Genomic DNA, 25501 nt, shown 5'->3' with positions numbered 1-25501 from the left:
CCGCGTCTAGAATATTTCCCTTGCGTTTGTGGCTAGCCGCCGACGGCCAATCTTTCCTGTTCGGGGTAGCCCATGGTGGCCGGATCGCGCAGCACATATCCCCTGCCCCAGACCGTCTCGATGTAATTCTCGCCGCCCGTGGCATTGCTAAGCTTCTTACGCAATTTGCAGATGAAAACATCGATAATCTTGAGCTCGGGTTCATCCATGCCGCCGTAAAGATGGTTCAGGAACATCTCTTTCGTCAGCGTCGACCCTTTGCGCAGGCTCAGCAGTTCGAACATCTGGTATTCCTTGCCGGTCAGATGCACGGGCTTATCCCCCACGGTCACCGATTTGGCGTCCAGATTGACCGACACACGCCCGACGTTGATCACCGATTGCGAATGGCCCTTGGACCGCCGGATGATCGCATGGATGCGCGCCACCAGTTCTTCGCGGTGGAAAGGTTTGGTCAGATAATCATCAGCACCAAAGCCGAACCCCTTGATCTTGTTCTCTGTGTCGTCAGAGCCTGAGAGGATCAGGATCGGCGTCTGGATCTTGCTCAGCCGTAATTGGCGCAAAACGTCATGCCCGTTCATATCCGGCAGATCCAGATCCAGCAGGATCAGATCGTAGTCATAGAGCTTTGCCAGATCGATGCCCTCTTCCCCCAGATCGGTGGTATAGGTGTTCAGATTGGCATGGGTCAGCATCAGTTCGATGCTTTTGGAGGTGGTTGGGTCATCTTCGACCAACAGTATTCGCATGTGTCTCACTCCGCTCAAATGGATTTGGTATAAAAGGCACCGTGAACAAAATAGTTTAACCACTCGTTAATAGTGCTCAACTTGTTAGGCGAGCAACTTAAAGTTGTCTATACTTTTGTAGCGCTGTGGCCCGCAAAGCCGCCTCCCCATGTTCAGAGACAGCGCGCACCCATTCGACAAATTCCGCCCGCCCCACACCATAGCGTTCTTCCGCTTCCGCCTCAGTGATCAGCCCGTATAACACGCCACGCACCACCGCAGCCTTGCGCGATGCGACCCACCGGCGGGTATTGCGATCCGGCAGATCCGCAAGGCTAAAGCTGGACCCGTCGGGCAAGGTCACCGCCCTGGGTCGTTCGACCTTTTTCAAATACACTCGTTTTCCCCTTTTCACCCCTTACACATAAGACGCGCGCCCACTGTTCACGGCCCGTTCTTGATCCGGTGCAGGCTAGGTCGCCGCATGTTAACGACCCGTGAAGTCGCCCCTTGAGAGTACCGCTAATTTTCCTATATTAAGCCTCAAACCTCCCGGAGTATTCTCATGCCGCTTGATCGCACCCCGCCGCTCAACTCGTTGGGCTTTGCCAAAGCACCTGCCGACACCCGCGTCGTTGTGGCGATGTCGGGCGGTGTCGACAGTTCCGTGGTCGCCGCCATGCTGGCCGAGGAAGGCTATGACGTCGTCGGCGTCACCCTGCAGCTGTACGACCACGGTGCGGCACTGGCGCGCAAAGGGGCCTGCTGTGCGGGCATCGATATCCATGATGCGCGCCGTGTCGCGGAATCCATGGGGTTCCCGCATTACGTTTTGGATTATGAAAACGTGTTCAAGGACGCCGTGATTGACGAATTCGCCGATAGCTATCTGGGCGGGGCCACGCCCGTTCCCTGCATCCGCTGTAACGAACGAGTGAAGTTCAAGGATCTGCTGGAAACGGCCAAGGATCTGGATGCCGATTGCATGGCGACCGGTCACTATATCCAGCGCAAGATGGGCCCAGACGGGGCCGAACTGCATTGCGCCGCCGATGCCAATCGTGATCAAAGCTACTTTCTGTTCTCGACCACGCCCGAACAACTGGACTATCTGCGTTTCCCCCTTGGCCACCTGCCGTCAAAAAACGACACGCGGGCGCTGGCGGCGAAATACGGGCTGAGCGTGGCGGACAAGCCCGACAGTCAGGATATCTGCTTTGTGCCGAATGGCGACTACGCCTCGGTGATCCGCAAACTGCGCCCCGAAGCCGCCAACCCCGGCAATATCGTCGACACCGACGGCAATGTACTGGCCCAGCATGACGGGGTGATCAACTACACCATCGGGCAGCGCCGTGGCCTTGGCATCGGCGGCTTGGCCGACCCGCTCTATGTGGTGAAACTTGATGCGGATAACGCGCAGGTCGTCGTGGGGCCGAAATCGATGCTGGCCACCCGTACCGTGCCCGTGAAAGAGATTAATTGGCTTGGCGACACCCCGCTCATGTCGCAAAGTGAATGGCCCATTGCTGTGCGCGTACGCTCTACCCGCCCTCCGACAGACGCGATCCTGCGTCCGATCTCGGATACCGAAGCCACGGTAGAGCTGCTCACCCCCGAGGAAGGGATCTCGCCGGGTCAGGCCTGCGTCTTCTATGACCCCGAAAGCACCCGCATCTTCGGCGGCGGCTGGATCCACAAAGGCTAACCCCTTCCAAATGGTTTAAAATCCCGGGGAGTTTGAGGGGCAGCGCCCCTCATATAGGGTCGTGAGTTTGAGGGGCAGAGCCCCTCATTTAGCGTCATGAGTTTGAGGGGCAGCGCCCCTCATTTTACTCTATAGCCAGCCTCTAGACCTATAGCTTTGCCAATACCGCCCGCGCCGCGCGCAGGCCCGGGCTCTCGCCCCCCTTGCCGAGCCGCTCCATCGTCAGCGCCATCGCGTCCTTTTGATCCTCGGGATGCGCAAAGACATGCGCTAAACCGCCAGCGATCTTATCGGCGGTGCAATCGGGGCCCAGAAACTCCGGCACGACGCGTGTGTCGGACACAAGGTTCACCAAAGTCACCGTATCAATCAGCGCCATCGCCTTGATCAGACGGAAGCTGAGCCAGTTCATCCGGTAGGCGATCACCATCGGCAGCGATGCGGCGGCCAGTTCCAGCGACACGGTGCCAGAGGCCGCAAGGGCCACGTCCGCGGCGGCAAACGCCGCCCGTTTCATCGCGGCACCTTCTTCTCTGCTGCCCGCACGCGGGTCCAGCACGATGGGGCGCACCGTCCAGCCCTGGGTCTGCGCAATCACCGCGTCTGCCACAGGGCCAGCGGCGGGAATGACCACGCGCAGATCCGGATGTGTCCGGGCAAAACGGGCCACCGCATCGCCGAACACATCCGACAGACGCGCCACCTCTGACCGCCGAGATCCGGGCAGGACGAGCATCAGGGGGGCGTCGCCGATCTCATGGGCTTGACGAAAGGCAGCGGCTTCGCGGTGTGTGGCGATCTTCTCTCCGACTACGGGATGCCCAACGAAATCGCATGCCATGCCCTCGGCCTCCATCAGGGGCGGCTCGAAGGGGAAAAGTGCAAGCACGTGATCGATATACCGCGCCATCTTTTTCGCGCGCCCAGGACGCCAGGCCCAGACTGTGGGCGCGACATAATGCACCGTGCGAATATCCGATGCCGCCTTGACCCGCTTGGCCACGCGGAGCGAGAAATCGGGGCTGTCGATGGTGATCATCACATCGGGCTTTGCTTCAATCACGGCCTGCGCCGTCTCGTTGATCCTCGCCATCAAGGATTTGTATTTCGGCAGGATCTCGGCGATGCCCATGACAGACAGTTCGGACATATCAAAGCGGCTGGTCAGCCCTTCGGCGGCCATATCTGTCCCGCCGATCCCGTCAAAGGTGATGTCGGGGCGCAGGGATTTCAGCCCTGCCATCAGCGCGCCCCCCAAGCGGTCGCCCGAAGGTTCGCCCGCGATGATGAACACCTTCATGTCGCGGCCCTTGCCCATAGCACGAGGTCTAATTCATCCGCCAAGGCGACGCAGGCGTCTGGCTCCAGAAGAATGACGGACCCCGCCTCGATCACAACACCCGCCAGCCCTGCCGCATGGGCGCGGCGCAGGGTGTCGGGCCCGATAGTGGGCATATCGACAAGATGGCTTTGGCCCGGTTTCGGCCCCTTAAACAGCACCGCGCTGGCCAAGCGCGCACGATCAGGCAGGGTCGACAGCAAGTGGTCCGTCCCGCCAATCGCCTCGATCCCCATGACCTGCCCCTGCCCGACGACGCAGCATTGCCCCACATCCATCGGCGCAAGGCAGCGCACCAAGGCAGTACCGCGCGCGGCGTCATCGCGCATCTGCGCTTCCGGCTGACGCCGGCTGAGCACGCCTTCGCGCGCCATCAAGTCGGGTGCGAGGTCATGCGCGGCAACGACGGTCAGCCCCGCTGTCTGGAAAATATCGACCAAGGCGCGCAGGGCACCGTCGTCCCCCGCGGCGAGGGCTTTCTGGAAGACCGGCACCAAGGGCAGCGTTGCCGCATCCAGTTTGGACGGATCGAAGGACGGCCGTGCCACGGCACCGCAGAAACACACCTGCGTCACGTCGCGCGCGGTCAGCTCGGCCAGCAAAGTGCCAAGCGTCTCAAGCCGGAACACCAGATCAGGCTCCAGCCCGACGGGTGTCGTCCCCTCGTAGGCGCAGATCAAAGGCGCATCGGCCAGCGCGCCGGCCACCCGTTGAGGCAGCCCGCCGCCCCCTGCGATCAGCGCCAGCATCAACCCGGTGTCAGAAAGTGACGGCCCGTGTCGGCCAGCACGAAATCGACGATCTCGCGGACGTAGTCGCTGCCGGTTTCCTCGCCCAAACGACGAGCGCGGTCGTGGAAGGTTCCCTCGCCCTGCGCCAGCATCTGGAACGCCGCGCGAAGGGCCGTGATGTCGGCGCGGGTGACACCGCGACGCTTCAGCCCGACAAGGTTAAGCCCGTCCAAGACCCCTCGGGGCGCTTGCACCAGACCGTAGGGGATCACGTCATTCGTTACCATCGTCACAGCGCCGATGATGGCCCCGCGACCGATGCGCACGAATTGGTGGATACCGGCCAGCCCGCCGATCAGGACATCGTCTTCGATGATGCAGTGACCCGCGACGGCGGCGTTGTTCACAACAATCACCCGATCGCCAAGGATCGCATCATGGGCGATGTGACAGCCCGCCATAAACAGCCCGTCATCGCCAATTCTGGTCACGCCGCCACCGCCTTCGGTGCCGCCGTTCATGGTGACATGCTCGCGGATGCGGTTGCGTTTGCCAATCTCCAGACGGCTGGATTCCCCTTTGAACTTAAGGTCTTGGGGGATTTCACCGATCACCGCGAAGGAAAAGATCACCGTACCTTCGCCGACTTCGGTGTCGCCGGTGACGATCGCGTGGGACTTCACCTCAACGTTGTCATGCAGCACGACCCGAGGGCCGATGACGCAGAACGGGCCGACCTTGGCAGAGGCCGCGATCCGCGCCCCTTCCTCGATCACGGCGCTTGGGTGGATGTTGCCCATCAGGACAGGTCCATCATCGCAGTGAATTCAACCTCGGCCGCCATTTCACCCTCGACCGACGCGACGCCACCGAATTTCCAGACTTTGCCGCCGGGTTTGCCGCGCAGGGTGTTCAGCTCCATCCGGACGACGTCACCGGGAACGACCTTGCGGCGGAATTTGCATTTGTCGATGGCCATGAAATAGACCTTCATGTCCTTATCCGCCATTTCCAGCGTGACACCAACCATCACCGCAGCGGTCTGCGCCATCGCCTCTACGATGGTGACGCCGGGCATAATCGGCATGCCGGGGAAATGCCCCTGAAAATGCGGTTCGTTCATCGTGACATTCTTGATCCCGACAGCGCTTTGCGTGCCCTGGATATCGACCACTTTATCGACCAGCAAAAAGGGATAGCGGTGCGGAATGATCCGCTGGATCATCTGGATATCGGCACTTGGCAGGGTGTCAGTCATTGCATGTCCTGTCTGTTAAAAGCTGTAAGCTGGCTACCAATTCTGGCCGCCATGGGCAAGCGGGGGGGATCAGTTCTTGCCGCTGCCGACCGACGCATCAAGCCGCTCTATGGCTTCGTCGGTGATGTCGATGGCGTTGGCGCTGACGAAGACCGACCGGCGTTCAAGGATCACGGCCGCCCCGGCTTCACGCATCATCTGTTCCAACACAGGGCCCGCAGCGGCCAGAAACACCTGGCGCTCTTTCTCGACCAATTCGTTCAACGCCCGCCCCTTTGCCGCTTGCGCCGCGCGGGTTTTCTGCACCTTTTCGTCAAAGGCATCCGCCAGCCCGCTGAAGGCATCGGGGCTGAGCTTGCTGCGCTGATCGGTGAGCTTGCGCTCCTCGGCCTTCAAATCCGCTTCGATCAGGCGGTTTTCGGCAGATATTTCAGCGCTTTGGGTTTCCACGTCATCCGCCACCCGCAGACCAAAGGCGCTTTCATTGAACACACGATCTGAATCGATGGTCAGGATCGGGCTTTGCACCACGCGCCGTTCAGACTGCTGTTGTGCAAATACCGGCACCGCCGCAAGGGGCAGTACCGGAAGAAGGCAAATCAAGAGTGCCCGCAGTTTCATAACGGCCTCAGAAATCGGTCCGCAGGGTCACTTCGAACTTCTGTTCTTCGTCGTAGTCCTCTTTTTTCAAGGCCTTAGAGACGTTGAACTGCAAGGGACCAACAGGCGTATCCCAGAAGAGCGAGACACCGATCACGTGGCGGAACGAACCGGATTCACCAACGATAGACGAGCCCGCGGGGATCACTACATCGTCGAGGTTCCAGACGTTGCCGACATCATAGAAGACGCCGCCGCTGATGCCGTATTCTTCGGGCAGGCCCAGCGGGAATTCCGCCTCAAGACTACCAACCACAAAGAGGTTACCCCCAAGGGAGTCGTCCGACCCGTTGCTTTGATCGCGCGGGCCGATCCCGCCGGTTTCAAAGCCGCGCATGATCGATGGGCCGATCAAGAAGCGGTCGGAAACGCGGTTGTTGCCCTCGCTCCATGCCAATGCCCCACCTTGCAAGGTAGCACGCAGGGTGACTTCCTCGTTGAAGATACGCTTTTCGCCGATGGCTTTGGCGGTGGTTTTCACGAACTTGGTGTCCCCCCCTAGACCTGCGAAATCCTGCCCGAATTGCAGCAGCACACCCGATGTCGGGTCAAGGCCGGCGCGGCGGGTGTCGTAGCTGTAGTTATACCCGATCGAAGAGGTCACCTGACGGCCCGCGGCGATGTCATTAGCAACGACGAAACCGGTTGTGGTATCGTCACGCTCCGACATCTCAAGATCGTCATAGGTATAGTTGAGGCTCAACCGCCCGTTTTCGCTGACAGGGAACGACAGCGTCGGCTGGAAGACGATACGTTCGGTATCGAAGGAATTATAGGACGAGCTTGTTTCGGCATAATCGAGGTTCAGGCCGAACGCCACATCACGCCCCAAGAGGCTCGGCTCGATAAAGTTGAAGCCATAGCGCTGTGCATCTTCAGCCGTGCTGACCGTCAGCTTGAGCTTCTGGCCGCGTCCCAGGAAGTTATCCTCGGCGAAGCTGACCGCGACGCCGATCCCGTCACTGGACGAGAACGACCCACCGAAGTTGAGCGAGCCTGTCGGCTGTTCCACAACATTCACGTCAACGACGACCTGCTCGGGGGAAGACCCCTCGCGGGCGTTGACTTCGGCGCTTTCAAAATAACCAAGGGCGCGGATACGCTCGGCGCTTTCACGGATTTCGCGCGGGTTGAACGGGTCACCCTCTACGCTGTCAAACTGGCGGCGTACAACGCGGTCAAGCGTGGTGGTGTTACCTTCGATGTCGATCCGTTCGACAAACACACGTGGACCACGCGAAATACGATATTCGACGTTCAGCGTCAGGTCGCGATCATTGCGCGTGACAACCGGTTCGACCCGCAGAAAGTCTACGCCGTCACGGATGGCTTTGCGTTCCATCCGGGCGATATCCGTCTCGACCAGCGACGGTGAATAGACGGCACCGGATTTGGTCTTGATTACGCCACGATAATCGTCGGCGTTCACCCCGTTGATGGTCGAGGTGACGGTCAGTTCGCCAAACTTGAACTGTTGCCCCTCTTGCACGTTAAACTGCACAAAATAGCCGTCGCGTTCTTCGGTCAGCTGAGCGTTCGCCGCCGAAATGCGCATGTCGACATACCCGCGCGACAGGTAGAAATCGCGCAGCATCTGCTGGTCGGCCTCGATGCGTTCGGGCACAAAAGTGTCGCGTTTGATCAGACGGCGGAACAGGCCCGCTTGCTTGGTTCCCAGCACGCGGCGCAGACGACGGTCCGAATATTCGCGGTTGCCGACAAAGCTCAGGCGTTCAATCTCGACGTTGTCGCCTTCGAAGACTTCAAACACCAGATCAACGCGGTTCTGGTCGCGGCGGATGACCTTGGGCTGGACGCGGGCGGCGATACGGCCGTCGTTGCTATAGGCCTGCGCGATGGCATTGGCGTCTTTTTCGGCTTGGGTTGGGTTAAAGACGCGGCGTTCGTCTGAATCAACGACCGAAGCCAGCGCTTCGTCGTCGATGCGCGCGTTGCCTTCAAAGCTGATGCGGTTGATCGTGGGGAATTCTACGACCGTGATCACCAATGTCCCGCCGCGCGGTTCAAGTGCTACGCTTTCAAACAGGCCGGACGCCTGAAGGTTCTGGTAAGCATCGTTCAATTCGCCCGCGCTGATCGCCCGACCGCGTGCGATTCCTGCGCGGCTTAGAATGGCGCTGTCGCCGATCCGTTCGTTACCGTCGATCTGAACTGTGTTGAATTGATAGCTTTGCGCGTCAGCATGTGGCGCTGGAACCAGCCAAGCCACTGATAACATTACGCAAAAAGAAGCGCTGCGCAAGGATTTCGCAAAAGGAGTGAAAACCGCTGTTTCGGTGGGCTTATTCCACCTGTCGTTGTGCATCATTTGCCCTACCCGCTGTCAAAAAACTCTTTCGTCCTGACTAGACAGGTTAGCGGCCTTTGTCAAAACGAAGAGACCGCCATACACCTATATAGTGTGTACGGCGGCCAGTTGGATCACGATAGAGTGCGGGAGGGCACCGGGATGGGGAGAGAGAACGGCGTTATGCGCCGATCCACGCGCCGGCGGTCAGCGCGATGATCAGGAAGCCGAAGTACAAAGCGCGGTCCCAGTTCAGATCAACCAAAAGGCTCAAACCGCGATAACTTGTCTTGAACGTCTGCATACTCGTATCCTTTGTAACTTGGATCGAATATCGCAGGCGATTGCGGCGCTCGTTTGACCAATTAAGGCAGTAATAAGACTTTTGTAACTTTTTACCCCCCTTTAGGCGGCAAAATATCGCCTAAGGGCAAAATAAATCGTTACCCAAGGCAAAGACCATTAACCCCAGTACCAAGGTCAGACCAATGGTCATCAGGATGCGCAACGCACCATCGCTGGGTGGTTTGCCGGTCACGGCTTCATAGGCGTAGAACACCAGATGCCCACCATCCAGCGCCGGAATCGGGAAGAGGTTCAGCAGACCGACCGCCGTCGACAGCACCGCGATAAAGTAGATGAAGCTTTGCGCGCCCTGCGACGCCATCGCGCCAGAGGTTTGCGCGATCCCCACCGGACCGCTCAGGTTACAGGTGCTAATATTGCCGACGATCATATGCTTGAGACCCGACAGCGACCCGCTGATGATCCGGCCTGTGTTCTCTACCCCACCCCAAAGCGCTGTCAGCACGCCAGGGTTCGTCGTGGCGGTGTCAAAGGCGGTGCCGCCCACGATGCCAATGCGCATCTGCGACTTGAAGCTGCCGTCTGGCTGCGGTTCGTCCGTCACTTTGGGGCGCAGGGTGATGTCCAGCATTTCCCCGTCGCGCCAGATATCAAGTTCAAGCGGTGTGCCTTCAGACGCTTCAACAGCGGTCTTCAACTGGCGGAAGGCGAAAATCTCTGCCCCATCAACTGAGGTGATCACATCGCCGCTTTTCAGACCGGCCTCATAGGCCGCCGATTGCGGCATCACCTGCTTGACCAGCGATGGCATGACGTAAGGCCCATCCACGGTCACGACCTCCCCGCCACGGTTCACCTCATAGGGCAGCGGCTGGTCAAGCGGAATGCTGGCGAAGGCGTCGGCATAGGCGGTGGCATCGGACACCGGCGGCAGGGTCACCCCGCCGATAGAGACGATCTCGTCCCCTTCCACCAGTTCATTCTGTTCAAACGGCAGCGGGTGCAATTCCCCGACGGTCATCGGATCACGCGGAACACCGACCGACAGGCCGATGGCCGCGAAGACCAGAATGGACAGGGCAAAGTTGAACACCGGCCCCGCAGCGACTGTGGCCGCACGCGCCCATAGCGGCGCACCATGCATGGTGGCCCGCAACCGCTTGGGGTCCGCCTCGGCCGCTTCCATCGCGGCCACATCCTTGCCCGAGGCCGCATCCGCATCGCCCGCGAATTTCACGTAGCCGCCAAAGGGCAGCGCGGCGATCTGCCACTTGGTGCCGCGTTTGTCGTAGCGGCTGTAGATCACAGGGCCAAACCCGAGAGAGAAGACATCGGCATGGATGCCGGACCAGCGTCCGACGATATAATGACCGTATTCATGGATCGCGACGATCACCGAAAGGGCAACCACAAAAGCCAGAAGCGTCCAGATCAGCCCGCCAAACTGCGGGATCAATGCCATTATATCCAAAACTCTACCCTGCCCTCTTTGTTATTGCGGCCCATGCGGCCTGCCTTGCCAGATGGTCCACCTGTGCGACGTTATCAAGTGTGATGGCCGCATCGATCACCCCATTGTCAGGGAAAAGCGCTTCCATCGTGTCTTCGACGATCTCTGCCATCTGGGGAAAGCGCAGCTTGCCGCCGATAAACCCGTCCAGCGCGACCTCTTTGGCGGCGTTGAATACCGCACCGGCCATGCCACCACGCGCCATCACCTCGCGCGCGAGGCGCAGGGCGGGCCAACGGATGTCATCGGGGGCGCGGAAGTCAAAGCTGCCGATCTTTGCCAGATCCAGCCGCTCTACCGGCAAATGGGTACGGTCGGGGTGATGCAGGGCAAAGCCGATAGCGTGGCGCATGTCGGGCGGGCCGATATGCGCCATCAAGGCACCATCGTTGAACCCCACCAGCGCATGGATCATCGACTGCGGATGCACCAACACCTCGATCTGGTCGGGATCCACGCGAAAATATTCACGCGTTTCAATGACTTCCATCGCCTTGTTGAACATTGACGCGCTGTCGATGGTGATGCGCTGGCCCATGTCCCAGTTCGGATGGCTCGACGCCTGCTCTAACGTGGCATCTGCGAGCTTTTCCAGCGGCCAATCGCGAAACGCCCCGCCGCTGGCGGTGATAATGATCCGTTCCACCGCCGAGATATCCTCGCCGATCAGGGCCTGAAACACGGCGGAATGTTCGCTATCGACCGGCAGCATGGTGGCCCCATGTGCCATGGCCGTATCCAGCATCAGCTGACCGGCGCAGACCAGCGACTCTTTATTCGCAAGGGCAAGCGTCGCGCCTTGTTTCAACGCCTCCACCCCCGGTGCCAGACCCGCGGCCCCGATGATGGCGGACATGACCCAATCGGCGGGGCGTGCGGCGGCCTCGTTGATGGCTTGTGTTCCGGCGGCGGCCTCTACCCCCGTGCCTGATAGCGCGTCGCGCAGGTCGTCCAGCAGATGCTCATGGGCCGTGACGGCAAGCTGCGCGTTCAAACGTTGCGCATCTTCCGCCAGCTGCGCGATATTGCTGGCACCGGTCAGCGCGACGACATCATAGGCGTCGGGCGCGCGCGCGATCAGATCAATAGTGTTCTGGCCGATAGAGCCCGTGGCCCCGAAAATACTGACTTTCTTCATAGGGTGGGGATCAGCTTAGTGCGGGGGTGATGGTCAGGAAACGACCAATGATCAGCAGGAACAGCGCCGCCCCCAACATACCGTCGAACCGATCCAGCAAGCCGCCATGACCGGGGATCAGGTTAGAGCTATCCTTGACCCCCAAGCGACGCTTCATCCCGGATTCCGCCATATCCCCCATCTGCGACGCCATCGACATGGCGACAGAGACACCGACCAGCTGCAAGCCCACACCGGTGTTGATCGAGAACAGGAAACCGACAGCCGCCGCCCCGATCCAGCCCGCAGCCGTGCCGGACCATGTTTTCTTGGGGCTGACCTTGGGCCAGAACTTCGGCCCACCGATGGCACGTCCGGCGAAATAGCCAACGACATCGGTGATCACCACAACCAGCACCAACCACATCAGCCAGCCAAAGCCGAAATCATCGCGGACCTGCGTCAGCCCGAAACCGGCCAGCATGATCATCACGGTGAAACACATAAAAATGGTGCGGTGCTTTTCCAGTTGGCCAAAGCCCACCAACGCGGGGGCCAGCAGCACCGGCAGGGCAAAGCCCACGGGCAGGTAGATCGCGGCGAGCGTCGCCGCGCCCACCAGCAAGCCCATCTGCCTCCGTGCGCTGCGGTTTGACGGGTTCAACATCCCCACCAGTTCCCACGCCATGACGCCGCAAATGATCGCGACGAGAACGTGGAACACGGGCCCGCCCAGATAGATACCGCCCAGACCGACCACAATCATCGCCAGCGCCGAACCGACGCGCGCCGTGAGGTCGGACCAGCGTTCCGAAGAAGGTGTCATAGTGCTTTCCTTTCGTCGTACGATCAGGAGGACACGGCACCAAAGCGCCGGTCGCGATTGCCAAAGGCCGCACAAAGATTGCCAAACTCGGCCTTGGTGAAGTCGGGCCAGAGCGTATCAATGAATTCATATTCGGCATAGGCTGATTGCCACAGCAGAAAGTTCGATATCCGCGCCTCGCCACTGGTGCGGATCACCAGATCGGGGTCCGGCAAAACATGGGTATCCAGATAGCGCGGCAGGGTTTCTTCGTCGACGTCATCAGGGCTGAGCAGACCCGCTGCAACGTCCTGTGCCAGCCGCTGCGTCGCGCGCGCGACCTCGTCGCGACCGCCGTAGTTCAGCGCAATCGTCAGATGGGTACGGGTGTTTTCCGCCGTCTCTGCCTCTAGCACATTCATCAGCTTGACCAGTTTCGCATCCAGCCGGACACGGTCACCGATAAATCGGACGCGCACGCCCTTGGCTTTCAGCGCCTTGGTCTCTTTGGTGATATAGCGGCGGAACAGGCTCATGAGCCCCGCCACCTCGACCTGAGTACGTTTCCAGTTCTCGGTCGAGAAGGCAAAGATCGTCAGATACTCGACGCCGAAATCGGGGCATGCCTCGACGATTTCACGCACGCGTTTGGCACCGGCATGATGCCCGAACAGACGCGGACGCCCCCGCTGGGTCGCCCAACGGCCGTTTCCGTCCATGATGATCGCAACATGGCGCGGTGCCCCTGGGACAAGCTGGAAGGTCTGGTCGGTCGCAGCAGGCATCATCTATCCTTATCGAACTGCAGGCCGATGCGCGGACCTTGGGTCGCGCGCATCGAGTAAGGTACTTAAACCTGCATGATCTCGGCTTGTTTGCTTTCAAGCTGCTCGTCGATCTGGGCGATGAACTTGTTCGTCATGTCCTGAACCTCACCCTCCCAGACTTTCTGATCGTCTTCCGACATGCCGTCGGCCTTGGCTTTCTTGATCTGGTCCATACCGTCGCGGCGCACGTTGCGGATCGATACACGGGCGCTTTCGGCATATTGCCCCGCGACCTTGGTCAGCTGGGTCCGGCGTTCCTCGTTCAGCTCGGGGATCGGCAGCATGATGATCGTGCCGTTCAGCTGCGGGTTGATGCCCAGACCGGATTCACGGATCGCCTTTTCGACCTTGCCGACCAGCGCCTTGTCCCAGACATTGATGGTGACCATCCGCGGCTCGGGCACGTTGACGGTGCCCACCTGGTTGATCGGCGTGCTGCTGCCGTAGGCGTCGACCATCACAGGCTCCAGCATAGAGGCGGACGCGCGGCCTGTGCGCAAAGAGGCAAATTCGGTGCGCAACGATGCGATTGCGCCGTTCATGCGCCGCTCAAGATCGTCTGTGTCCAGCATAAAATCGTCTGACATGATGTCCCCGGTGGTTTTGTAACTATCTAGATTTGAACCGATATAACGCGATCAAGCCCCCCTTGTATAGGGAGCCCCGCATCTATCGTAGGTTGGGGCCTAGCCCTGAACCCGTGTGTATGTGCCCTCGCCCGCGAGAATCCCCTTGAAGCCGCCCGGCTCGTCCAGAGAGAAGACGATGATCGGCAGGTTGTTGTCGCGCGCCAAGGCGATGGCAGAGGCATCCATGACCCCCAAGCGCTTTTGCAGCACATCGTCATAGCTGACGGCATCATAGCGGACCGCATCGTCGAATTTGGCGGGGTCTTTATCATAGACACCATCGACCTTGGTGCCCTTGAAGATCGCTTCGCAGGCCATTTCATTGGCGCGCAGCGTCGCGGCGGTATCGGTGGTGAAATAGGGGTTGCCGGTGCCCGCGGCAAAGATGCACACGCGCTTTTTCTCAAGGTGGCGCACCGCGCGGCGGCGAATATAGGGTTCGGCGACCTCGTTCATTGTGATCGCGGAAATCACCCGCGTGTGAATGCCCAGTTCCTCCAACGCGGATTGCATCGCCAGCGCGTTCATCACGGTGGCCAGCATCCCCATATAATCGGCGGTGGTGCGTTCCATCCCCTGAGCCGATCCTTGCAGCCCGCGGAAGATATTGCCGCCCCCAATGACCATGCAGATTTCGACGCCAAGATCGTGAACCGATTTGACCTCGTTCGCGATGCGTTGCACGGTTGGCGGGTTCAGCCCGAACCCCTGATCGCCCATCAATGCTTCGCCTGAAATCTTCAGCATGACCCGGTTGAATGTTACTTTTGACTGGCTCTCGGGCATGGGCGCACCTTTCAGGGTGTGGGAGGGGTTTTCATTGCGCCGTAAAATGTCGCAAATAGCGCAAACATTCAATGCTCCGTCAGAGGTTCACGCAAAGAAATGCCAGATGCCCCGCTGTCCCGCGTCTCTGACGTGGTTTCCTCTATCGACCCTGCCGCGCCTGTCCTGATTGCGGGGCCCACGGCGTCGGGTAAATCGGCGCTGGCGCTGGCGATTGCGCAGGCTCAGGGCGGGGTGATTGTGAACGCGGATGCCAGTCAGGTCTACGGCTGCTGGCGCGTGATCTCGGCCCGCCCCCCAGCCGAGGAAGAGGCCTTGGCACCGCATCTGATGTATGGCCATGTCGCGGCACACGACCCCTATTCCGTCGGCCACTGGCTGCGCGAGGTGACCGAGGTGCTGCGCCAGCCCGCACGCCCGATCATTGTCGGTGGCACGGGGCTTTATTTCGCGGCGCTGACCAAGGGGCTGGTGGACATTCCTCCGACCCCTGACGCGGTACGCGCCGCGGGCAATACCATGCCCCGCGCGGCGATGATCGACGCGCTTGACGCAGAGACGGCGCGCCGCATCGATCTTTATAACCCCATGCGCGTCCAGCGAGCGTGGGAGGTGCAGCAAGCCACAGGGCGCGGGCTGGCCGCGTGGCAAGATGATACCCCGCCCCCCATCCTGCCGATGGAGCGCTGCCAGCCCGTCGCCGTTGCCGCGTCAAAGGACTGGCTGAACGACAGGATCATCCGTCGCTTTGACCAGATGCTGGACCAAGGCGCGCTGGACGAAGTCGCCGCCGTACGCCCCGATTATGACCCCGCCCTGCCCGCGCACCGTGCCATCGGCGTGCCCGAGCTGATGCGCTACCTTGACGGCGTAACACCGCTTGACGTGGCGCGACAGGATGCCATCATCGCAACACGGCAGTATGCCAAGCGGCAGCGCACGTGGATGCGCAAGAACACCGCCGATTGGCTGCAATATGTGCCGGGCTAGCACGCAGTCGCCAAAACGGCGAAATTATCTTTTACTGCCTTTATCTTTCCGTATATCTGTATAACGATAGTGTTCACTTGTCTTTTCCGGATAGGGGCATGCAATGACAGAGAACACGATCGAATTGCTGACGCTGGCGCAACTGTCGCAAGGGCAAGACTGGCGCGTGCAGCTTTGTCATGACCGGCCTGTGCATATGCTGATCTGGATCACCCGCGGTCAGGGGTTGCTGCAGCTTGACGGCCAGCGGCGCGGCTTGGGGGCGCATAACGCGGTGTTTATCCCTGCCCGTGCGCTCTTTGCCCTTGATATGGGGCGGCAGGGCATCGGGCAAGCGGTGGTGATCCCCGACGGCACCGAGCTGCGCCTGCCCCAAATGCCGCGCCACCTGCGTATTCGGGATGTGCAGGCCCAGACCGAACTGACCGGCCTGATCGAAGCCGCGCAGCGCGAACAACAGGCCAAGCGCCCGCTGTATCATGACGCGTTAGAGGGGCACGCGGCGCTGATGTCGGTCTGGCTGCGGCGTCAGATCATGCAGGACGAACATGTCCCCAACCGGCGCAACGCCGCCGCACGGCTCAGCGCGCGGTTCTGCCAGATGGTCTGTGAACACTACAGCAGCGGCGCGCCGATGGCACACTACGCCGAAAGCCTGGAGGTCACGCCGACGCATCTGTCACGGGCCGTAAAATCCGCGACCGGCAAGACTGCGGCGGATATCCTGACCGAACGGGTGGTGCATGAGGCACGGCACCTGCTTGGTACGACAGAGCATTCCGCACAGGATATCGCGCGCCACCTTGGCTTTGGCTCCGCCGCCTATTTCACACGGTTCATGCAGCAACACACGGGCCTCACACCCTCGCGTCTGCGGGCAACGGCGGCCTGACGCGTCAGGGCCGGAGGCCGCAAGGACGCTCGGGTTAGCGCCCTTTTCCAAAGTACCGAGTTGACCTGCCACCGCGACCTGTGGCTGACTGGTATTCAAGAAAAACACATCCGCACCACCCATGTCATGGTGGAAAGCGGACAATAAGGGAGCCGCGCAGCGCGCAACGTATCGGCAAAAGCCGGACCGCGCTGCGACAAATTCAAACGCAGCCGCGCGCCTTCAAGGTGCCGCCGTACCGCCGCGCAACAGGGTCATCACATGGGTATTTTCATATTGCGCCGTTTGGGCGTGATGGTGGTAACAGCGCTATGCCTGACCTTTATCGTGTTCTGGCTGACCAACCTCTATCCGAACCTCGAAAAGCTCGCCAAGACCCAAGGCAACTTCCGCATGTCGGACGAAGCGGTCGCAAGCTATCTGGGGAATCGCGGCTATCTTGACCCGCTGCCGGTCAAATTCGGCCAATGGCTGGGCGTCATGCCCGGATGGGTGACGCAAGAGGATGACGGCACCAGTTTCGGGCGGTGCTTCACCAAGGACACGCCCGAGGGCGACCGCCGCCGCTTTTGCGGTATCTTGCAAGGGGATTGGGGATTTTCCACTGTTTTCCAAGAGGATGTCGGCCCCACTGTCCTGACCCGGTTGGCGCTGACGGGCAAGTTGATGGGCTGCGTGATCCTGCTGATGGTGCCGATGGCGCTGATTGTGGGCGTGCTGGCGGGGATGCGCGAAGGGTCGCGGACGGACCGGACCCTGTCGACCTTTTCGATCCTGACAACCGCGACGCCTGAATATGTGTCTGGTGTCGTGTTCATCGCCCTGCTCGCCTCCTCGCGATTTGGGCTGTCGCCCCTGCTGGCCGACTGGGGCTGGATCGACAGCAAAACGCTGTTTCTGGGCTCCGCTGCCAGTGCGATGAAAGACGCGACCTTCTGGAATTTCTTTTTGCCGGTGCTGACCATCTCGCTTTACGGGATGGGCTATATCGCGCGCATGACCCGTGCCTCGATGACCGAGGTGATGACCGCGCAATACATCCGCACGGCGCGGCTGAAGGGGGTGAGCTTTGGCAACATCGTCCTGAAACACGCTCTGCGCAACGCATTGATCGCGCCGTTCACGGTAATCATGCTGCAAATCCCGTGGCTTCTGAACGGAGTCGTCATCGTCGAGACCCTCTTTAACTACAAGGGCTTCGGCTGGCTGTTGGTCCGCGCCGCGTCGAATAATGACATTGAGTTGTTGCTGGCCGTGTCGGTCGTGTCGGTGATCGTGGTGCTGACAACGCAGCTGATCTCGGACATCGGCTATGTCGTGCTGAACCCGCGCATCCGGATCACCTGAGGAGACAATGCAGATGGACCCCTTGACATGGACAGGTGCGCTGGACTGGGTGAACCCATTGCTGGGGGGCGCGGTACTGGTCGTGCTGCTTGGCATCGCGACGCAGATGGTCTGGCCCCTGCTGCCCACTTCCCCTGCGGGAGCGCGCCGCTTGGGGCAGCTTACCTCGGCGGGGATCGCGGCGGCGGCGGCGGTGCTGATGGTCTATGTCGTCGGGGGCATTTTCATGGGCGCCGAGGCCGGCATCTTTGGCGGCATGGCGCAGCGTCTGCTGCCGGTCTGGATTGCGCTGATCGTGACCTTTGCCCTGTCGATTACCTTCAAACGCCGGCTGGGGCTTTATGGCAAACTGTTTGACAGCACCGTCGGTATGATCGGCTTTGGGCTGGTGATGTTCTGGGTCTATACGGGGCTGTTCGGCGGGGTGTTCGACATGATCGTGACCCATGATAGCCTCAGCCAGACCTCGGGCATGAAGAACAAGCTTCCCGGCACACCGCTGGCCCGTGCCGAGGACGGCGACTACCCGTGGTTCCTGCTGGGCGGCGATAACCTTGCCCGCGATGTGTTCAGCCGCCTGATCAAGGGGGCCTGGGTGGTGATCCAGATCGCGCCGATGGCGACGGTCTTTGCCTTTATGGTGGGGATTACGCTGGGGCTGCCTGCGGGCTACTATGGCGGTAAACTGGACGTATTCCTGAGTTTTCTAGCCAATCTGATCCTCGCCTTTCCGGTGATCTTGATCTTTTATCTTCTGGTCACCCCTGAGATCGTGCTGACCGGACTGCCGAATTACATGGCAATTGTGCTGTTCATCTTTCCGCTGGTGTTCCTTGGGGTGCTGCTCAACACACGCCTGCGCACGCAGCCAAGCACCCGCACGCCGGTGCTGGTCGTGGTACTGGGGCTGGTGGGCTGGCTTTACCTCGCGATGATCTCGGACGATGGAGCATTGGTGCGCACCCAGACCTACGAGATCCCGGGCCTGCCTGCGTTTGGGGATTTCCTCGACATCGGGCCGGGGTTGCTGGTGGTCTTTGTCGCCGTGGTTTTCGTCAATGCGCCCACAGTATTCCGGATCGTGCGCGGGCTCGCACTGGATATCAAGACCCGCGACTACGTGGCGGCCGCGCAGACCCGGGGCGAAGGACCGTGGTACATCATGTTGTGGGAGATCCTGCCCAATGCCCGCGGCCCCCTGATCGTCGATTTCTGCCTGCGCATCGGCTATACCACGATCCTGCTTGGCACGCTGGGGTTCTTTGGGCTGGGACTGGAATCCGAAAGCCCCGATTGGGGCACCACGATAAACGCAGGACGGCGCCTGCTGGCGCTCTACCCCCATGCGGCAATCGCGCCGGCGCTGGCCTTGCTGAGCCTTGTGCTGGGGTTGAACCTGCTCGCGGATGGGCTGCGCGAAGAGAGTTTGCGGGATTGATTTGGGGAACCGCCGCGGGGGCCAGCCCCCGCACCCCCGGAGTTTGCTTGGCAAAATGAAGTATATGGTTGCGGTTGAAGGTAAGGGGGTTGGACATGGGCGAGGCATATGACGGGCCAATTCTGGAGATCGACGCACTGTCGATCTCTTTCTTCACACGGCTGCGCGAAATTCCGGCGGTGATGGATTTCTCTGTCTCGGTCAAACCGGGCGAGGCTGTGGGGCTGGTTGGTGAATCCGGTTGTGGTAAATCAACGGTCGCCTTGGGCGTAATGCAGGACCTTGGGGTGAACGGGCGGGTCGTGGGCGGGTCCATCAAGTTCAAGGGGCGCGATCTGTCCCAGATGAGCGCCGCTGAGTTGCGTCAGATCAGGGGCAGCGAGATCGCGATGATCTATCAAGAGCCTATGGCCTCTTTGAACCCCGCCATGCGGATCGGGCAGCAGTTGATGGAAGTGCCGATGATCCACGGTGGCATGTCGAAACGCGAGGCCCATGCCCGCGCCTTGCAACTGGTGACCGACGTCAAGCTGCCGGACCCCGAACGTATCCTCAAGTCCTATCCGCATCAGCTGTCAGGCGGGCAACAGCAGCGCATCGTCATCGCTATGGCCCTGATGTCAGAGCCGTCCATGCTGATCCTGGACGAGCCCACCACAGCATTGGATGTCACGGTCGAGGCGGCGATCATTGATCTGGTCAAAGATCTGGGGCGCAAATACGGCACCTCTATGCTGTTCATCAGCCACAACCTCGGGCTGGTGCTGGACACCTGCGATCGCATCTGTGTCATGTACTCAGGCGAGGCGGTCGAGCGCGGGTCGATTGCGGATGTGTTCGACGGCATGCGCCATCCCTATACACAGGCTCTGTTCCGGTCGATTCCGCTGCCCGGTGCCGACAAGACCGCGCGCCCGCTGGTCGCTATCCCCGGCAATTTCCCCCTGCCCCATGAACGCCCCGAGGGCTGCAACTTTGGCCCGCGCTGCGATTACTTTGTCGCAGAGCGCTGCGATCAGGGTGCCATTCCGATGCTGGATGTGCCCGAAAACATGCGACACGCGACCCGCTGTATCCGGCACGATGAAATCGACTGGGCCGCGCCGATGGCGCATGCGGCGACCAAGTCGAAGGGCGAGGTTGGCGACGTCGTTCTGAAAATGGACAAGCTCAAGAAATACTATCAGGTGGCGGCGCATTCCATGTTTGGCGGCACTGGGACCAAAGTGGTTAAAGCAAACGAAGAGCTGAGCTTTGAAGCGCGGGCGGGTGAAACCCTTGCCATCGTTGGGGAATCCGGTTGCGGCAAGTCCACTTTTGCCAAGGTTCTTATGGGGCTAGAGACGGCCACAACCGGTCATCTGCTGCTGGATGGCCGTGATATCGGGACCACCGCAATCGAGGATCGGGGGACACAGACCGTCGCTGATATCCAGATGGTGTTCCAGAACCCTTTCGACACATTGAACCCGTCAATGACCGTGGGCCGCCAGATCATCCGCGCGCTTGAAGTGTTTGGCGTGGGCACCTCCGCGCGTGACCGTAAGGCGCGCATGCTGGAGCTGATGGATCTGGTCAAACTGCCGCGGGAATTCGCCAGCCGCATGCCGCGCCAACTGTCGGGCGGGCAGAAACAGCGCGTGGGGATTGCGCGTGCCTTTGCCGGAGACGCGCGGATCGTGGTGGCGGATGAACCCGTCTCGGCGCTTGATGTCTCGGTTCAGGCGGCGGTGACGGATCTGTTGATGGAGATCCAGCAGGCGCAACAGACCTGTCTGTTGTTCATCAGCCATGACCTGAGCATCGTGCGATACCTTAGCGACCGGGTGATGGTGATGTATCTGGGACATGTGGTCGAATTGGGCACCACGGATCAGGTGTTCTCTCCGCCCTATCACCCCTATACCGAAGCGCTGCTTTCGGCAGTGCCGATTGCCGACACGCGGGTGAAGAAAAAACATATCGTGCTGGAAGGCGATGTCCCCTCGGCGATGAATCCGCCGCCCGGCTGCCCCTTTCAGACGCGCTGCCGATGGAAATCTCGGGTGCCGGGAAATCTGTGCGAGACGCAGGTACCAGAGCTGCGGGCGCTGGCGGCGGGGCATACGGTGAAATGTCATCTGGATGACGCGCAGCTTGCGGCGATGGAGCCGGTGATCGAGATGGACGTTACGGCGCGCTGAACCCTTCGCTACGCATCAAAAAAACGGCCACCGCATGTGCGATGGCCGCTTCTGCCTGATCGAGGCAGGGTGGCTTATTTGCTGACGCCGCTACCTGCGGTGTTCAGATTGCCGACCTGTTCGGCCACCTCATCGGCAAAACCGTTGATCATGACTTCGTAAAAAACACCCTCGGTCGGGGCCACGGCGACATAGCCCTCGGGCACGACCTGATCGACCGAATAGGCGGCGACGTTCACAGGGAAGCTGCGTGCGCCGATCGATTCATTGGGCGATGTGATGTCCACCACACCTTCGATCTCGTTAAATTCCTGACTGTCGCTCAGCATCGTATCCCCATCCAGCGAGATTTTGCGGATGTCGATGTTGATCGTCGGATCGCTGGCATCATCGCTGCCCAAGACGCGGGCGGCCACGGCGGCTTTCAGATCCTCGGTGATCTGGGGGTAGTATTCCATCGCGTTAGCGTCCTGCGCGGCGTTGATCGACGAGCTTACGTCAATCGCGGAGAAGGCAACGCTGTCGTCCGCAAATGCGGCAGAGGACAATGCGGCCAAGCTGACACCCGTGGCCAAGGCGATCGATTTAACTGAGTTGAACATGCGAATGCTCCTTATCTTTCTGATGCGCGCAGACCGTAGAAGACGACCTGCTGACGCTGTGGAGAGGGAACATCAGCCGTGGCGATATGGTTCCATCGCCGCGAAAAACGGCAAGCGGAAATCAGCATCAAGCGGCGAAATACATAGTATTTGCAGCCACTTATCGGGGTGCATCACAGACCCGCGATCACCTTCACATAGTTCTTGGTTTCGGCGTAGGGCGGGATGCCACCGTATTTCTTCACCGCCCCCGGCCCCGCGTTATAGGCCGCAAGCGCGAGGTTCCATGAGCCGAACGCCTGATATTGACGTTTAAGGTAGCGTGCACCGCCATCAAGGTTCTCGTAGGGGTCGGTCGGGTCCACGCGCAGGATCCGCGCCGTTTCCGGCATAAGCTGCGCCAGACCAAGCGCGCCTTTATGCGACCGCGCCGCAGGGTTCCAGCCGCTTTCCTGCTGCACGAGGCGCAAGAAGAGATCCGCCGGAATGCCGTGGCGCATCGCGGCTTCGCGCGCCATGCCAAGGTAGACGCCCTTGTACTTGCCGCGATATTTGGGGGTGTCCCATTTTGTCGGGGTGACCACGCGTTGTGGCTGCAGCCGGACAGAGGCCGCATATTGTTTTGACGCCCGTGTGTCCAAAATCTTGGTCTGGGACGCAAAAAGCTTGGTCCGGCTCTTGGATGAAAACACATCGGCGGCAACCGGTGCTGCGCCCACAGAAAGGCAGCACAGCGCCGCCGTTAGTAAAATTCGCATATTGTCCCTGCCCCACGCAGTCTCAATTCCCGCAGACCATATCAAACTGACCCGCTGGTGCCACCGTTTATTGCCCCCTGTCACATCTGCGTGGGTCGCAACGGCGATAATACCGCCTCCCCCCTGTTTATCGCAAACCCTGCTGGGTATAACGTCGGCCAATCCAAGGTGCGTGCGGGATTCGCGCGTGGCCCGTAAACTTGCAGCAAATGGGGGCATCATGGCCGGCTCAGTGAATAAAGTGATCCTAATCGGGAATCTGGGGCGCGATCCCGAAGTGCGTTCGTTCCAGAACGGCGGCAAAGTGTGCAACCTGCGCATCGCGACATCCGAGACATGGAAAGACCGCAACACCGGCGAGCGCCGCGAAAAGACCGAATGGCATTCGGTGGCGATCTTTCAGGAAGGGCTTGTGCGCATTGCAGAGCAGTACCTGAAGAAGGGTTCCAAAGTATATATCGAAGGCCAGTTGCAAACCCGCAAATGGCAAGATCAATCCGGTCAAGATAAATACAGCACCGAAGTTGTCCTGCAGGGCTTTGGCGGCACGCTGACCATGCTCGATGGCCGCGACGGTGGTGGTTCCGGTGGTGGTGGCAACTACGGCGGCGGCGGTGGCGGCTACGACAGCGGCCCGTCGGATCAGGGCGGCTACGGTGGCGGATATGACAGTGGCCCCTCGGGCGGCGGCAACGACGGTGGTCGTGGCTCCTCGCGCGATCTGGATGATGAAATTCCATTCTGATATCAATCGGATACCAAACGTAGCTAAGGCGGGGAATTCCCCGCCTTTTTCTTTGTCGTGACTTAAGACGGGGGGGCGTCGCGCCCTAGTGGCGTTCGGCCAGCGCGTCGTCCAGCAGCTGCAGCACCGCGTCCTTGGGGACATCGGCGGTGACAAAAGCATCGCCAATGCTGCGGGCCAGAATAAAGCGCAGCTTGCCGTCGATGACCTTTTTATCCTGCCCCATCAGATCAAGCAGATAGGCGGCGTCCGGCAGATCTCCGTCGATGTCGCGCAGGTCGGTTTTCATCCCCATGGCCCGCAGATGCGCACGGACGCGGCTGGGGTCCTCTTGCGCGCAAAGCCCCAAACGGGCGGACAATTCAAACGCCATCGCACAGCCGATCGCCACACCTTCGCCGTGCAGCAACCGGTCGGAATAGCCCGTCGCCGCCTCAAGCGCGTGGCAGAAGGTATGGCCAAGGTTCAACAGCGCGCGGTCACCGTGTTCTTTTTCGTCGCGTAGCACGATATCGGCCTTCATCTGGACAGACCGGCGCACCGCCTCTACGCGCAGCGCCATATCGCCGGCGGCCATCGCGGGGGCGTTAACCTCGAGCCAGTCAAAGAAGGCCGCATCCCCCAGCAGCCCGTATTTGACGACCTCGCCATATCCGGCGAGGAAATCGCGCGCCTGCAATGTGCCAAGCACGGCCGTATCGGCCAATACAAGGGACGGCTGATGAAACGCGCCGACAAGGTTTTTGCCCTGTGATACGTTGATCCCCGTCTTGCCCCCGACCGAGCTGTCGACCTGTGCCAGAAGCGAGGTCGGGATTTGCACAAAGCGCACGCCACGGCGTAGGATCGCGGCGGCAAAGCCCACCAGATCACCGATGACACCGCCGCCAAGAGCAATCACGACATCGTTGCGTTCGACCTTCTGATCCATCAGCCAATCGACCGTGCGGGTCAGCTCTGCCCAGCATTTCGTCGCCTCGCCCGGCGGCAATGCCAGCGCCTCGACGTTGATGTCAGCGGCGTCCAGTCCGGCGCGTAAACTGTCCAGATGGTGCGCCGCAACCGTCTCATCACTGACCACCACAACACGTTTGCGGCGCAACAGCGGGGCAATCAACGCGCCTGCTTGCGCTAGCAGATCGGGGCCGATCACCACATCATAGGCGCGGCCCTCAAGACCGACATGAACCGTTTCTCGCATCACAGCACCTCAAGTACATCTGGGCGATCCGCCAGCGCATCCACCACGCGCTGCGCCATCGCGTCAATCGACAGCGCCGGCGTGCTGGCAACCGTCATATCCGCAAGCCGGTAGATCGGCACACGTTTTTCGTAAAGTTCGGTCAGGGTCCCGCGTGGGTCAGCAGTGCGCAGCAACGGGCGCGAGGTCTTGTACCGCACACGGTTCCACAGCAGGTCAAGATCCGCATCCAGCCACACCGACACCCCGCGGGCCGAGATATTCTCGCGGTTGGCTTCCGCCAGAAAGGCACCGCCGCCGGTCGACAGGATGCCGGGCTGTTTATCCAGCAGACGCGAGATCACTTCGGTCTCGCGCTTGCGAAAGAAGGGCTCGCCGTCGCGCTCAAAGATTTCGGGCACGGTCAGATTGGCAGCGGCCTCAATCTCGTGGTCGCTGTCCACAAAGGGCACGCCGAGTTTCGCGGCCAAAGCGCGGCCTACGGCGGTTTTACCTGCGCCCATCATACCCACCATGACAACCGTCTTCTTAAGATGGTACCGAGGGGTGTTTTGGGCCGTATCGGCTGGGGATTGCTGAATTTCGCTCATTCTTGTGTGAATGACGTGATCTTGCCCAAAAGGCCATATA

At 60.4% G+C, this 25501-nt stretch carries 26 protein-coding genes; 7 read left to right on the top strand and 19 right to left on the bottom strand.

The window, feature by feature from the left end; translation table 11 throughout:
* Positions 1-32: 32 nt before the first annotated feature.
* Together ctrA and AADW22_RS09465 are read right to left on the bottom strand one after the other, a co-directional pair.
* Positions 33-752, bottom strand: coding sequence for a response regulator transcription factor CtrA (ctrA, locus tag AADW22_RS09470; protein ID WP_005853432.1), 720 nt, complete (start codon positions 750-752; stop codon positions 33-35).
* Positions 753-849: 97 nt separating this feature from the next.
* Positions 850-1128: a DUF1153 domain-containing protein gene (locus tag AADW22_RS09465; protein ID WP_005853430.1), complete on the bottom strand. Its 279-nt coding sequence runs from the start codon at positions 1126-1128 to the stop codon at positions 850-852.
* A gap of 168 nt (positions 1129-1296) precedes the next feature.
* Here AADW22_RS09465 and mnmA point away from each other — a divergent pair, with 168 nt between their 5' ends.
* The gene (mnmA, locus tag AADW22_RS09460) at positions 1297-2439 is read left to right on the top strand and encodes a tRNA 2-thiouridine(34) synthase MnmA (protein WP_005853429.1); all 1143 of its coding nucleotides are present in this window, start codon (positions 1297-1299) and stop codon (positions 2437-2439) included.
* 148 nt (positions 2440-2587) lie between these two features.
* Here the strand turns inward: mnmA and lpxB are convergent, their stop codons facing one another.
* The 13 genes from lpxB to pyrH form a co-directional block, all read right to left on the bottom strand.
* Complete coding sequence (gene lpxB / locus AADW22_RS09455) at positions 2588-3739, bottom strand: lipid-A-disaccharide synthase (protein WP_407473582.1); 1152 nt, start codon at positions 3737-3739, stop codon at positions 2588-2590.
* Positions 3736-4527, bottom strand: a complete 792-nt coding sequence (locus tag AADW22_RS09450) for an LpxI family protein (protein WP_407473581.1) — start codon at positions 4525-4527, stop codon at positions 3736-3738. Before AADW22_RS09450 ends, lpxB begins: the two co-directional genes overlap by 4 nt.
* On the bottom strand, positions 4527-5309 hold the full coding sequence (gene lpxA / locus AADW22_RS09445) for an acyl-ACP--UDP-N-acetylglucosamine O-acyltransferase (protein ID WP_168592122.1): 783 nt from the start codon (positions 5307-5309) through the stop codon (positions 4527-4529). Before lpxA ends, AADW22_RS09450 begins: the two co-directional genes overlap by 1 nt.
* Complete coding sequence (fabZ, locus tag AADW22_RS09440; RefSeq protein ID WP_005853421.1) at positions 5309-5767, bottom strand: 3-hydroxyacyl-ACP dehydratase FabZ; 459 nt, start codon at positions 5765-5767, stop codon at positions 5309-5311. Before fabZ ends, lpxA begins: the two co-directional genes overlap by 1 nt.
* 69 nt (positions 5768-5836) lie before the next feature.
* Complete coding sequence (locus tag AADW22_RS09435; protein WP_037944231.1) at positions 5837-6388, bottom strand: OmpH family outer membrane protein; 552 nt, start codon at positions 6386-6388, stop codon at positions 5837-5839.
* 7 nt (positions 6389-6395) lie between these two features.
* Positions 6396-8666 carry an outer membrane protein assembly factor BamA gene (gene bamA / locus AADW22_RS09430; protein ID WP_407473580.1) on the bottom strand — a complete coding sequence of 757 codons (2271 nt, stop codon included), beginning with the start codon at positions 8664-8666 and terminating at the stop codon, positions 6396-6398.
* A gap of 250 nt (positions 8667-8916) precedes the next feature.
* The gene (locus AADW22_RS09425) at positions 8917-9039 is read right to left on the bottom strand and encodes a hypothetical protein (RefSeq protein ID WP_005853414.1); all 123 of its coding nucleotides are present in this window, start codon (positions 9037-9039) and stop codon (positions 8917-8919) included.
* A 120-nt stretch (positions 9040-9159) separates the two neighbouring features.
* Entirely contained in the window at positions 9160-10503 is a 1344-nt protein-coding gene (rseP, locus tag AADW22_RS09420; RefSeq protein ID WP_407474590.1) for an RIP metalloprotease RseP, read from the bottom strand.
* A gap of 13 nt (positions 10504-10516) precedes the next feature.
* Positions 10517-11689 carry a 1-deoxy-D-xylulose-5-phosphate reductoisomerase gene (gene dxr / locus AADW22_RS09415; RefSeq protein ID WP_407473579.1) on the bottom strand — a complete coding sequence of 391 codons (1173 nt, stop codon included), beginning with the start codon at positions 11687-11689 and terminating at the stop codon, positions 10517-10519.
* A gap of 10 nt (positions 11690-11699) precedes the next feature.
* Positions 11700-12494: a phosphatidate cytidylyltransferase gene (locus AADW22_RS09410; RefSeq protein ID WP_064216563.1), complete on the bottom strand. Its 795-nt coding sequence runs from the start codon at positions 12492-12494 to the stop codon at positions 11700-11702.
* A gap of 23 nt (positions 12495-12517) precedes the next feature.
* A complete protein-coding gene (gene uppS / locus AADW22_RS09405; RefSeq protein WP_037966392.1) occupies positions 12518-13261 on the bottom strand; it encodes a polyprenyl diphosphate synthase in 744 nt (247 codons plus the stop codon).
* A 62-nt stretch (positions 13262-13323) separates the two neighbouring features.
* Positions 13324-13887: a ribosome recycling factor gene (frr, locus tag AADW22_RS09400; RefSeq protein WP_005853404.1), complete on the bottom strand. Its 564-nt coding sequence runs from the start codon at positions 13885-13887 to the stop codon at positions 13324-13326.
* Between the two features lie 99 nt (positions 13888-13986).
* Entirely contained in the window at positions 13987-14715 is a 729-nt protein-coding gene (pyrH, locus tag AADW22_RS09395) for a UMP kinase (RefSeq protein WP_009826990.1), read from the bottom strand.
* A gap of 99 nt (positions 14716-14814) precedes the next feature.
* Between pyrH and miaA the strand changes: the two genes are divergently transcribed.
* From miaA to AADW22_RS09370, 5 genes are all read left to right on the top strand, one after another.
* Positions 14815-15705, top strand: a complete 891-nt coding sequence (miaA, locus tag AADW22_RS09390) for a tRNA (adenosine(37)-N6)-dimethylallyltransferase MiaA (RefSeq protein ID WP_407473578.1) — start codon at positions 14815-14817, stop codon at positions 15703-15705.
* Positions 15706-15808: 103 nt separating this feature from the next.
* The gene (locus AADW22_RS09385; protein ID WP_005853398.1) at positions 15809-16597 is read left to right on the top strand and encodes an AraC family transcriptional regulator; all 789 of its coding nucleotides are present in this window, start codon (positions 15809-15811) and stop codon (positions 16595-16597) included.
* 261 nt (positions 16598-16858) lie between these two features.
* Positions 16859-17944 (top strand): ABC transporter permease, encoded by a 1086-nt coding sequence (locus AADW22_RS09380; protein WP_407473577.1) that lies wholly within the window; start codon positions 16859-16861, stop codon positions 17942-17944.
* Positions 17945-17957: 13 nt separating this feature from the next.
* Positions 17958-19382, top strand: coding sequence for an ABC transporter permease (locus AADW22_RS09375; RefSeq protein ID WP_407473576.1), 1425 nt, complete (start codon positions 17958-17960; stop codon positions 19380-19382).
* A gap of 95 nt (positions 19383-19477) precedes the next feature.
* Entirely contained in the window at positions 19478-21565 is a 2088-nt protein-coding gene (locus AADW22_RS09370) for a dipeptide ABC transporter ATP-binding protein (protein WP_407473575.1), read from the top strand.
* Between the two features lie 74 nt (positions 21566-21639).
* On the opposite strand, the gene AADW22_RS09365 is transcribed toward AADW22_RS09370, so the two are convergent.
* Together AADW22_RS09365 and AADW22_RS09360 are read right to left on the bottom strand one after the other, a co-directional pair.
* Positions 21640-22167: a hypothetical protein gene (locus tag AADW22_RS09365; protein WP_180827655.1), complete on the bottom strand. Its 528-nt coding sequence runs from the start codon at positions 22165-22167 to the stop codon at positions 21640-21642.
* A 173-nt stretch (positions 22168-22340) separates the two neighbouring features.
* Entirely contained in the window at positions 22341-22925 is a 585-nt protein-coding gene (locus AADW22_RS09360; protein WP_278376023.1) for a lytic transglycosylase domain-containing protein, read from the bottom strand.
* A gap of 220 nt (positions 22926-23145) precedes the next feature.
* Between AADW22_RS09360 and AADW22_RS09355 the strand changes: the two genes are divergently transcribed.
* Positions 23146-23670 carry a single-stranded DNA-binding protein gene (locus AADW22_RS09355; protein WP_005853386.1) on the top strand — a complete coding sequence of 175 codons (525 nt, stop codon included), beginning with the start codon at positions 23146-23148 and terminating at the stop codon, positions 23668-23670.
* An 85-nt stretch (positions 23671-23755) separates the two neighbouring features.
* Here the strand turns inward: AADW22_RS09355 and aroB are convergent, their stop codons facing one another.
* Together aroB and AADW22_RS09345 are read right to left on the bottom strand one after the other, a co-directional pair.
* A complete protein-coding gene (aroB, locus tag AADW22_RS09350; RefSeq protein WP_407473574.1) occupies positions 23756-24871 on the bottom strand; it encodes a 3-dehydroquinate synthase in 1116 nt (371 codons plus the stop codon).
* Complete coding sequence (locus tag AADW22_RS09345) at positions 24871-25461, bottom strand: shikimate kinase (RefSeq protein WP_407473573.1); 591 nt, start codon at positions 25459-25461, stop codon at positions 24871-24873. The genes aroB and AADW22_RS09345 overlap by 1 nt, the downstream gene beginning before the upstream one ends.
* Between the last annotated feature and the right edge of the window lie 40 nt (positions 25462-25501).

This window comes from Sulfitobacter sp. PM12 (genome assembly GCF_045586035.1).
Classification (GTDB): domain Bacteria; phylum Pseudomonadota; class Alphaproteobacteria; order Rhodobacterales; family Rhodobacteraceae; genus Sulfitobacter; species Sulfitobacter pontiacus.
Note: the sequence above shows the minus strand (reverse complement) of the source record. Positions and strands in the feature narration are given on the sequence as shown.

Excerpts from the sequence above, each read along its gene's own strand:
- mnmA (WP_005853429.1), top strand. The coding sequence starts at position 1,297 with ATGCCGCTTGATCGCACCCCGCCGCTCAACTCGTTGGGCTTTGCCAAA.
- AADW22_RS09355 (WP_005853386.1), top strand. The coding sequence starts at position 23,146 with ATGGCCGGCTCAGTGAATAAAGTGATCCTAATCGGGAATCTGGGGCGC.
- AADW22_RS09385 (WP_005853398.1), top strand. The coding sequence starts at position 15,809 with ATGACAGAGAACACGATCGAATTGCTGACGCTGGCGCAACTGTCGCAA.
- AADW22_RS09380 (WP_407473577.1), top strand. The coding sequence starts at position 16,859 with ATGGGTATTTTCATATTGCGCCGTTTGGGCGTGATGGTGGTAACAGCG.
- AADW22_RS09435 (WP_037944231.1), bottom strand. The coding sequence starts at position 6,388 with ATGAAACTGCGGGCACTCTTGATTTGCCTTCTTCCGGTACTGCCCCTT.
- bamA (WP_407473580.1), bottom strand. The coding sequence starts at position 8,666 with ATGTTATCAGTGGCTTGGCTGGTTCCAGCGCCACATGCTGACGCGCAA.
- AADW22_RS09450 (WP_407473581.1), bottom strand. The coding sequence starts at position 4,527 with ATGCTGGCGCTGATCGCAGGGGGCGGCGGGCTGCCTCAACGGGTGGCC.
- pyrH (WP_009826990.1), bottom strand. The coding sequence starts at position 14,715 with ATGCCCGAGAGCCAGTCAAAAGTAACATTCAACCGGGTCATGCTGAAG.
- ctrA (WP_005853432.1), bottom strand. The coding sequence starts at position 752 with ATGCGAATACTGTTGGTCGAAGATGACCCAACCACCTCCAAAAGCATC.
- uppS (WP_037966392.1), bottom strand. The coding sequence starts at position 13,261 with ATGATGCCTGCTGCGACCGACCAGACCTTCCAGCTTGTCCCAGGGGCA.
- AADW22_RS09410 (WP_064216563.1), bottom strand. The coding sequence starts at position 12,494 with ATGACACCTTCTTCGGAACGCTGGTCCGACCTCACGGCGCGCGTCGGT.
- fabZ (WP_005853421.1), bottom strand. The coding sequence starts at position 5,767 with ATGACTGACACCCTGCCAAGTGCCGATATCCAGATGATCCAGCGGATC.
- AADW22_RS09425 (WP_005853414.1), bottom strand. The coding sequence starts at position 9,039 with ATGCAGACGTTCAAGACAAGTTATCGCGGTTTGAGCCTTTTGGTTGAT.
- lpxB (WP_407473582.1), bottom strand. The coding sequence starts at position 3,739 with ATGAAGGTGTTCATCATCGCGGGCGAACCTTCGGGCGACCGCTTGGGG.
- rseP (WP_407474590.1), bottom strand. The coding sequence starts at position 10,503 with ATGGCATTGATCCCGCAGTTTGGCGGGCTGATCTGGACGCTTCTGGCT.
- aroB (WP_407473574.1), bottom strand. The coding sequence starts at position 24,871 with ATGCGAGAAACGGTTCATGTCGGTCTTGAGGGCCGCGCCTATGATGTG.
- AADW22_RS09345 (WP_407473573.1), bottom strand. The coding sequence starts at position 25,461 with ATGAGCGAAATTCAGCAATCCCCAGCCGATACGGCCCAAAACACCCCT.
- miaA (WP_407473578.1), top strand. The coding sequence starts at position 14,815 with ATGCCAGATGCCCCGCTGTCCCGCGTCTCTGACGTGGTTTCCTCTATC.
- AADW22_RS09375 (WP_407473576.1), top strand. The coding sequence starts at position 17,958 with ATGGACCCCTTGACATGGACAGGTGCGCTGGACTGGGTGAACCCATTG.
- lpxA (WP_168592122.1), bottom strand. The coding sequence starts at position 5,309 with ATGGGCAACATCCACCCAAGCGCCGTGATCGAGGAAGGGGCGCGGATC.
- AADW22_RS09365 (WP_180827655.1), bottom strand. The coding sequence starts at position 22,167 with ATGTTCAACTCAGTTAAATCGATCGCCTTGGCCACGGGTGTCAGCTTG.
- AADW22_RS09360 (WP_278376023.1), bottom strand. The coding sequence starts at position 22,925 with ATGCGAATTTTACTAACGGCGGCGCTGTGCTGCCTTTCTGTGGGCGCA.
- AADW22_RS09370 (WP_407473575.1), top strand. The coding sequence starts at position 19,478 with ATGGGCGAGGCATATGACGGGCCAATTCTGGAGATCGACGCACTGTCG.
- frr (WP_005853404.1), bottom strand. The coding sequence starts at position 13,887 with ATGTCAGACGATTTTATGCTGGACACAGACGATCTTGAGCGGCGCATG.
- dxr (WP_407473579.1), bottom strand. The coding sequence starts at position 11,689 with ATGAAGAAAGTCAGTATTTTCGGGGCCACGGGCTCTATCGGCCAGAAC.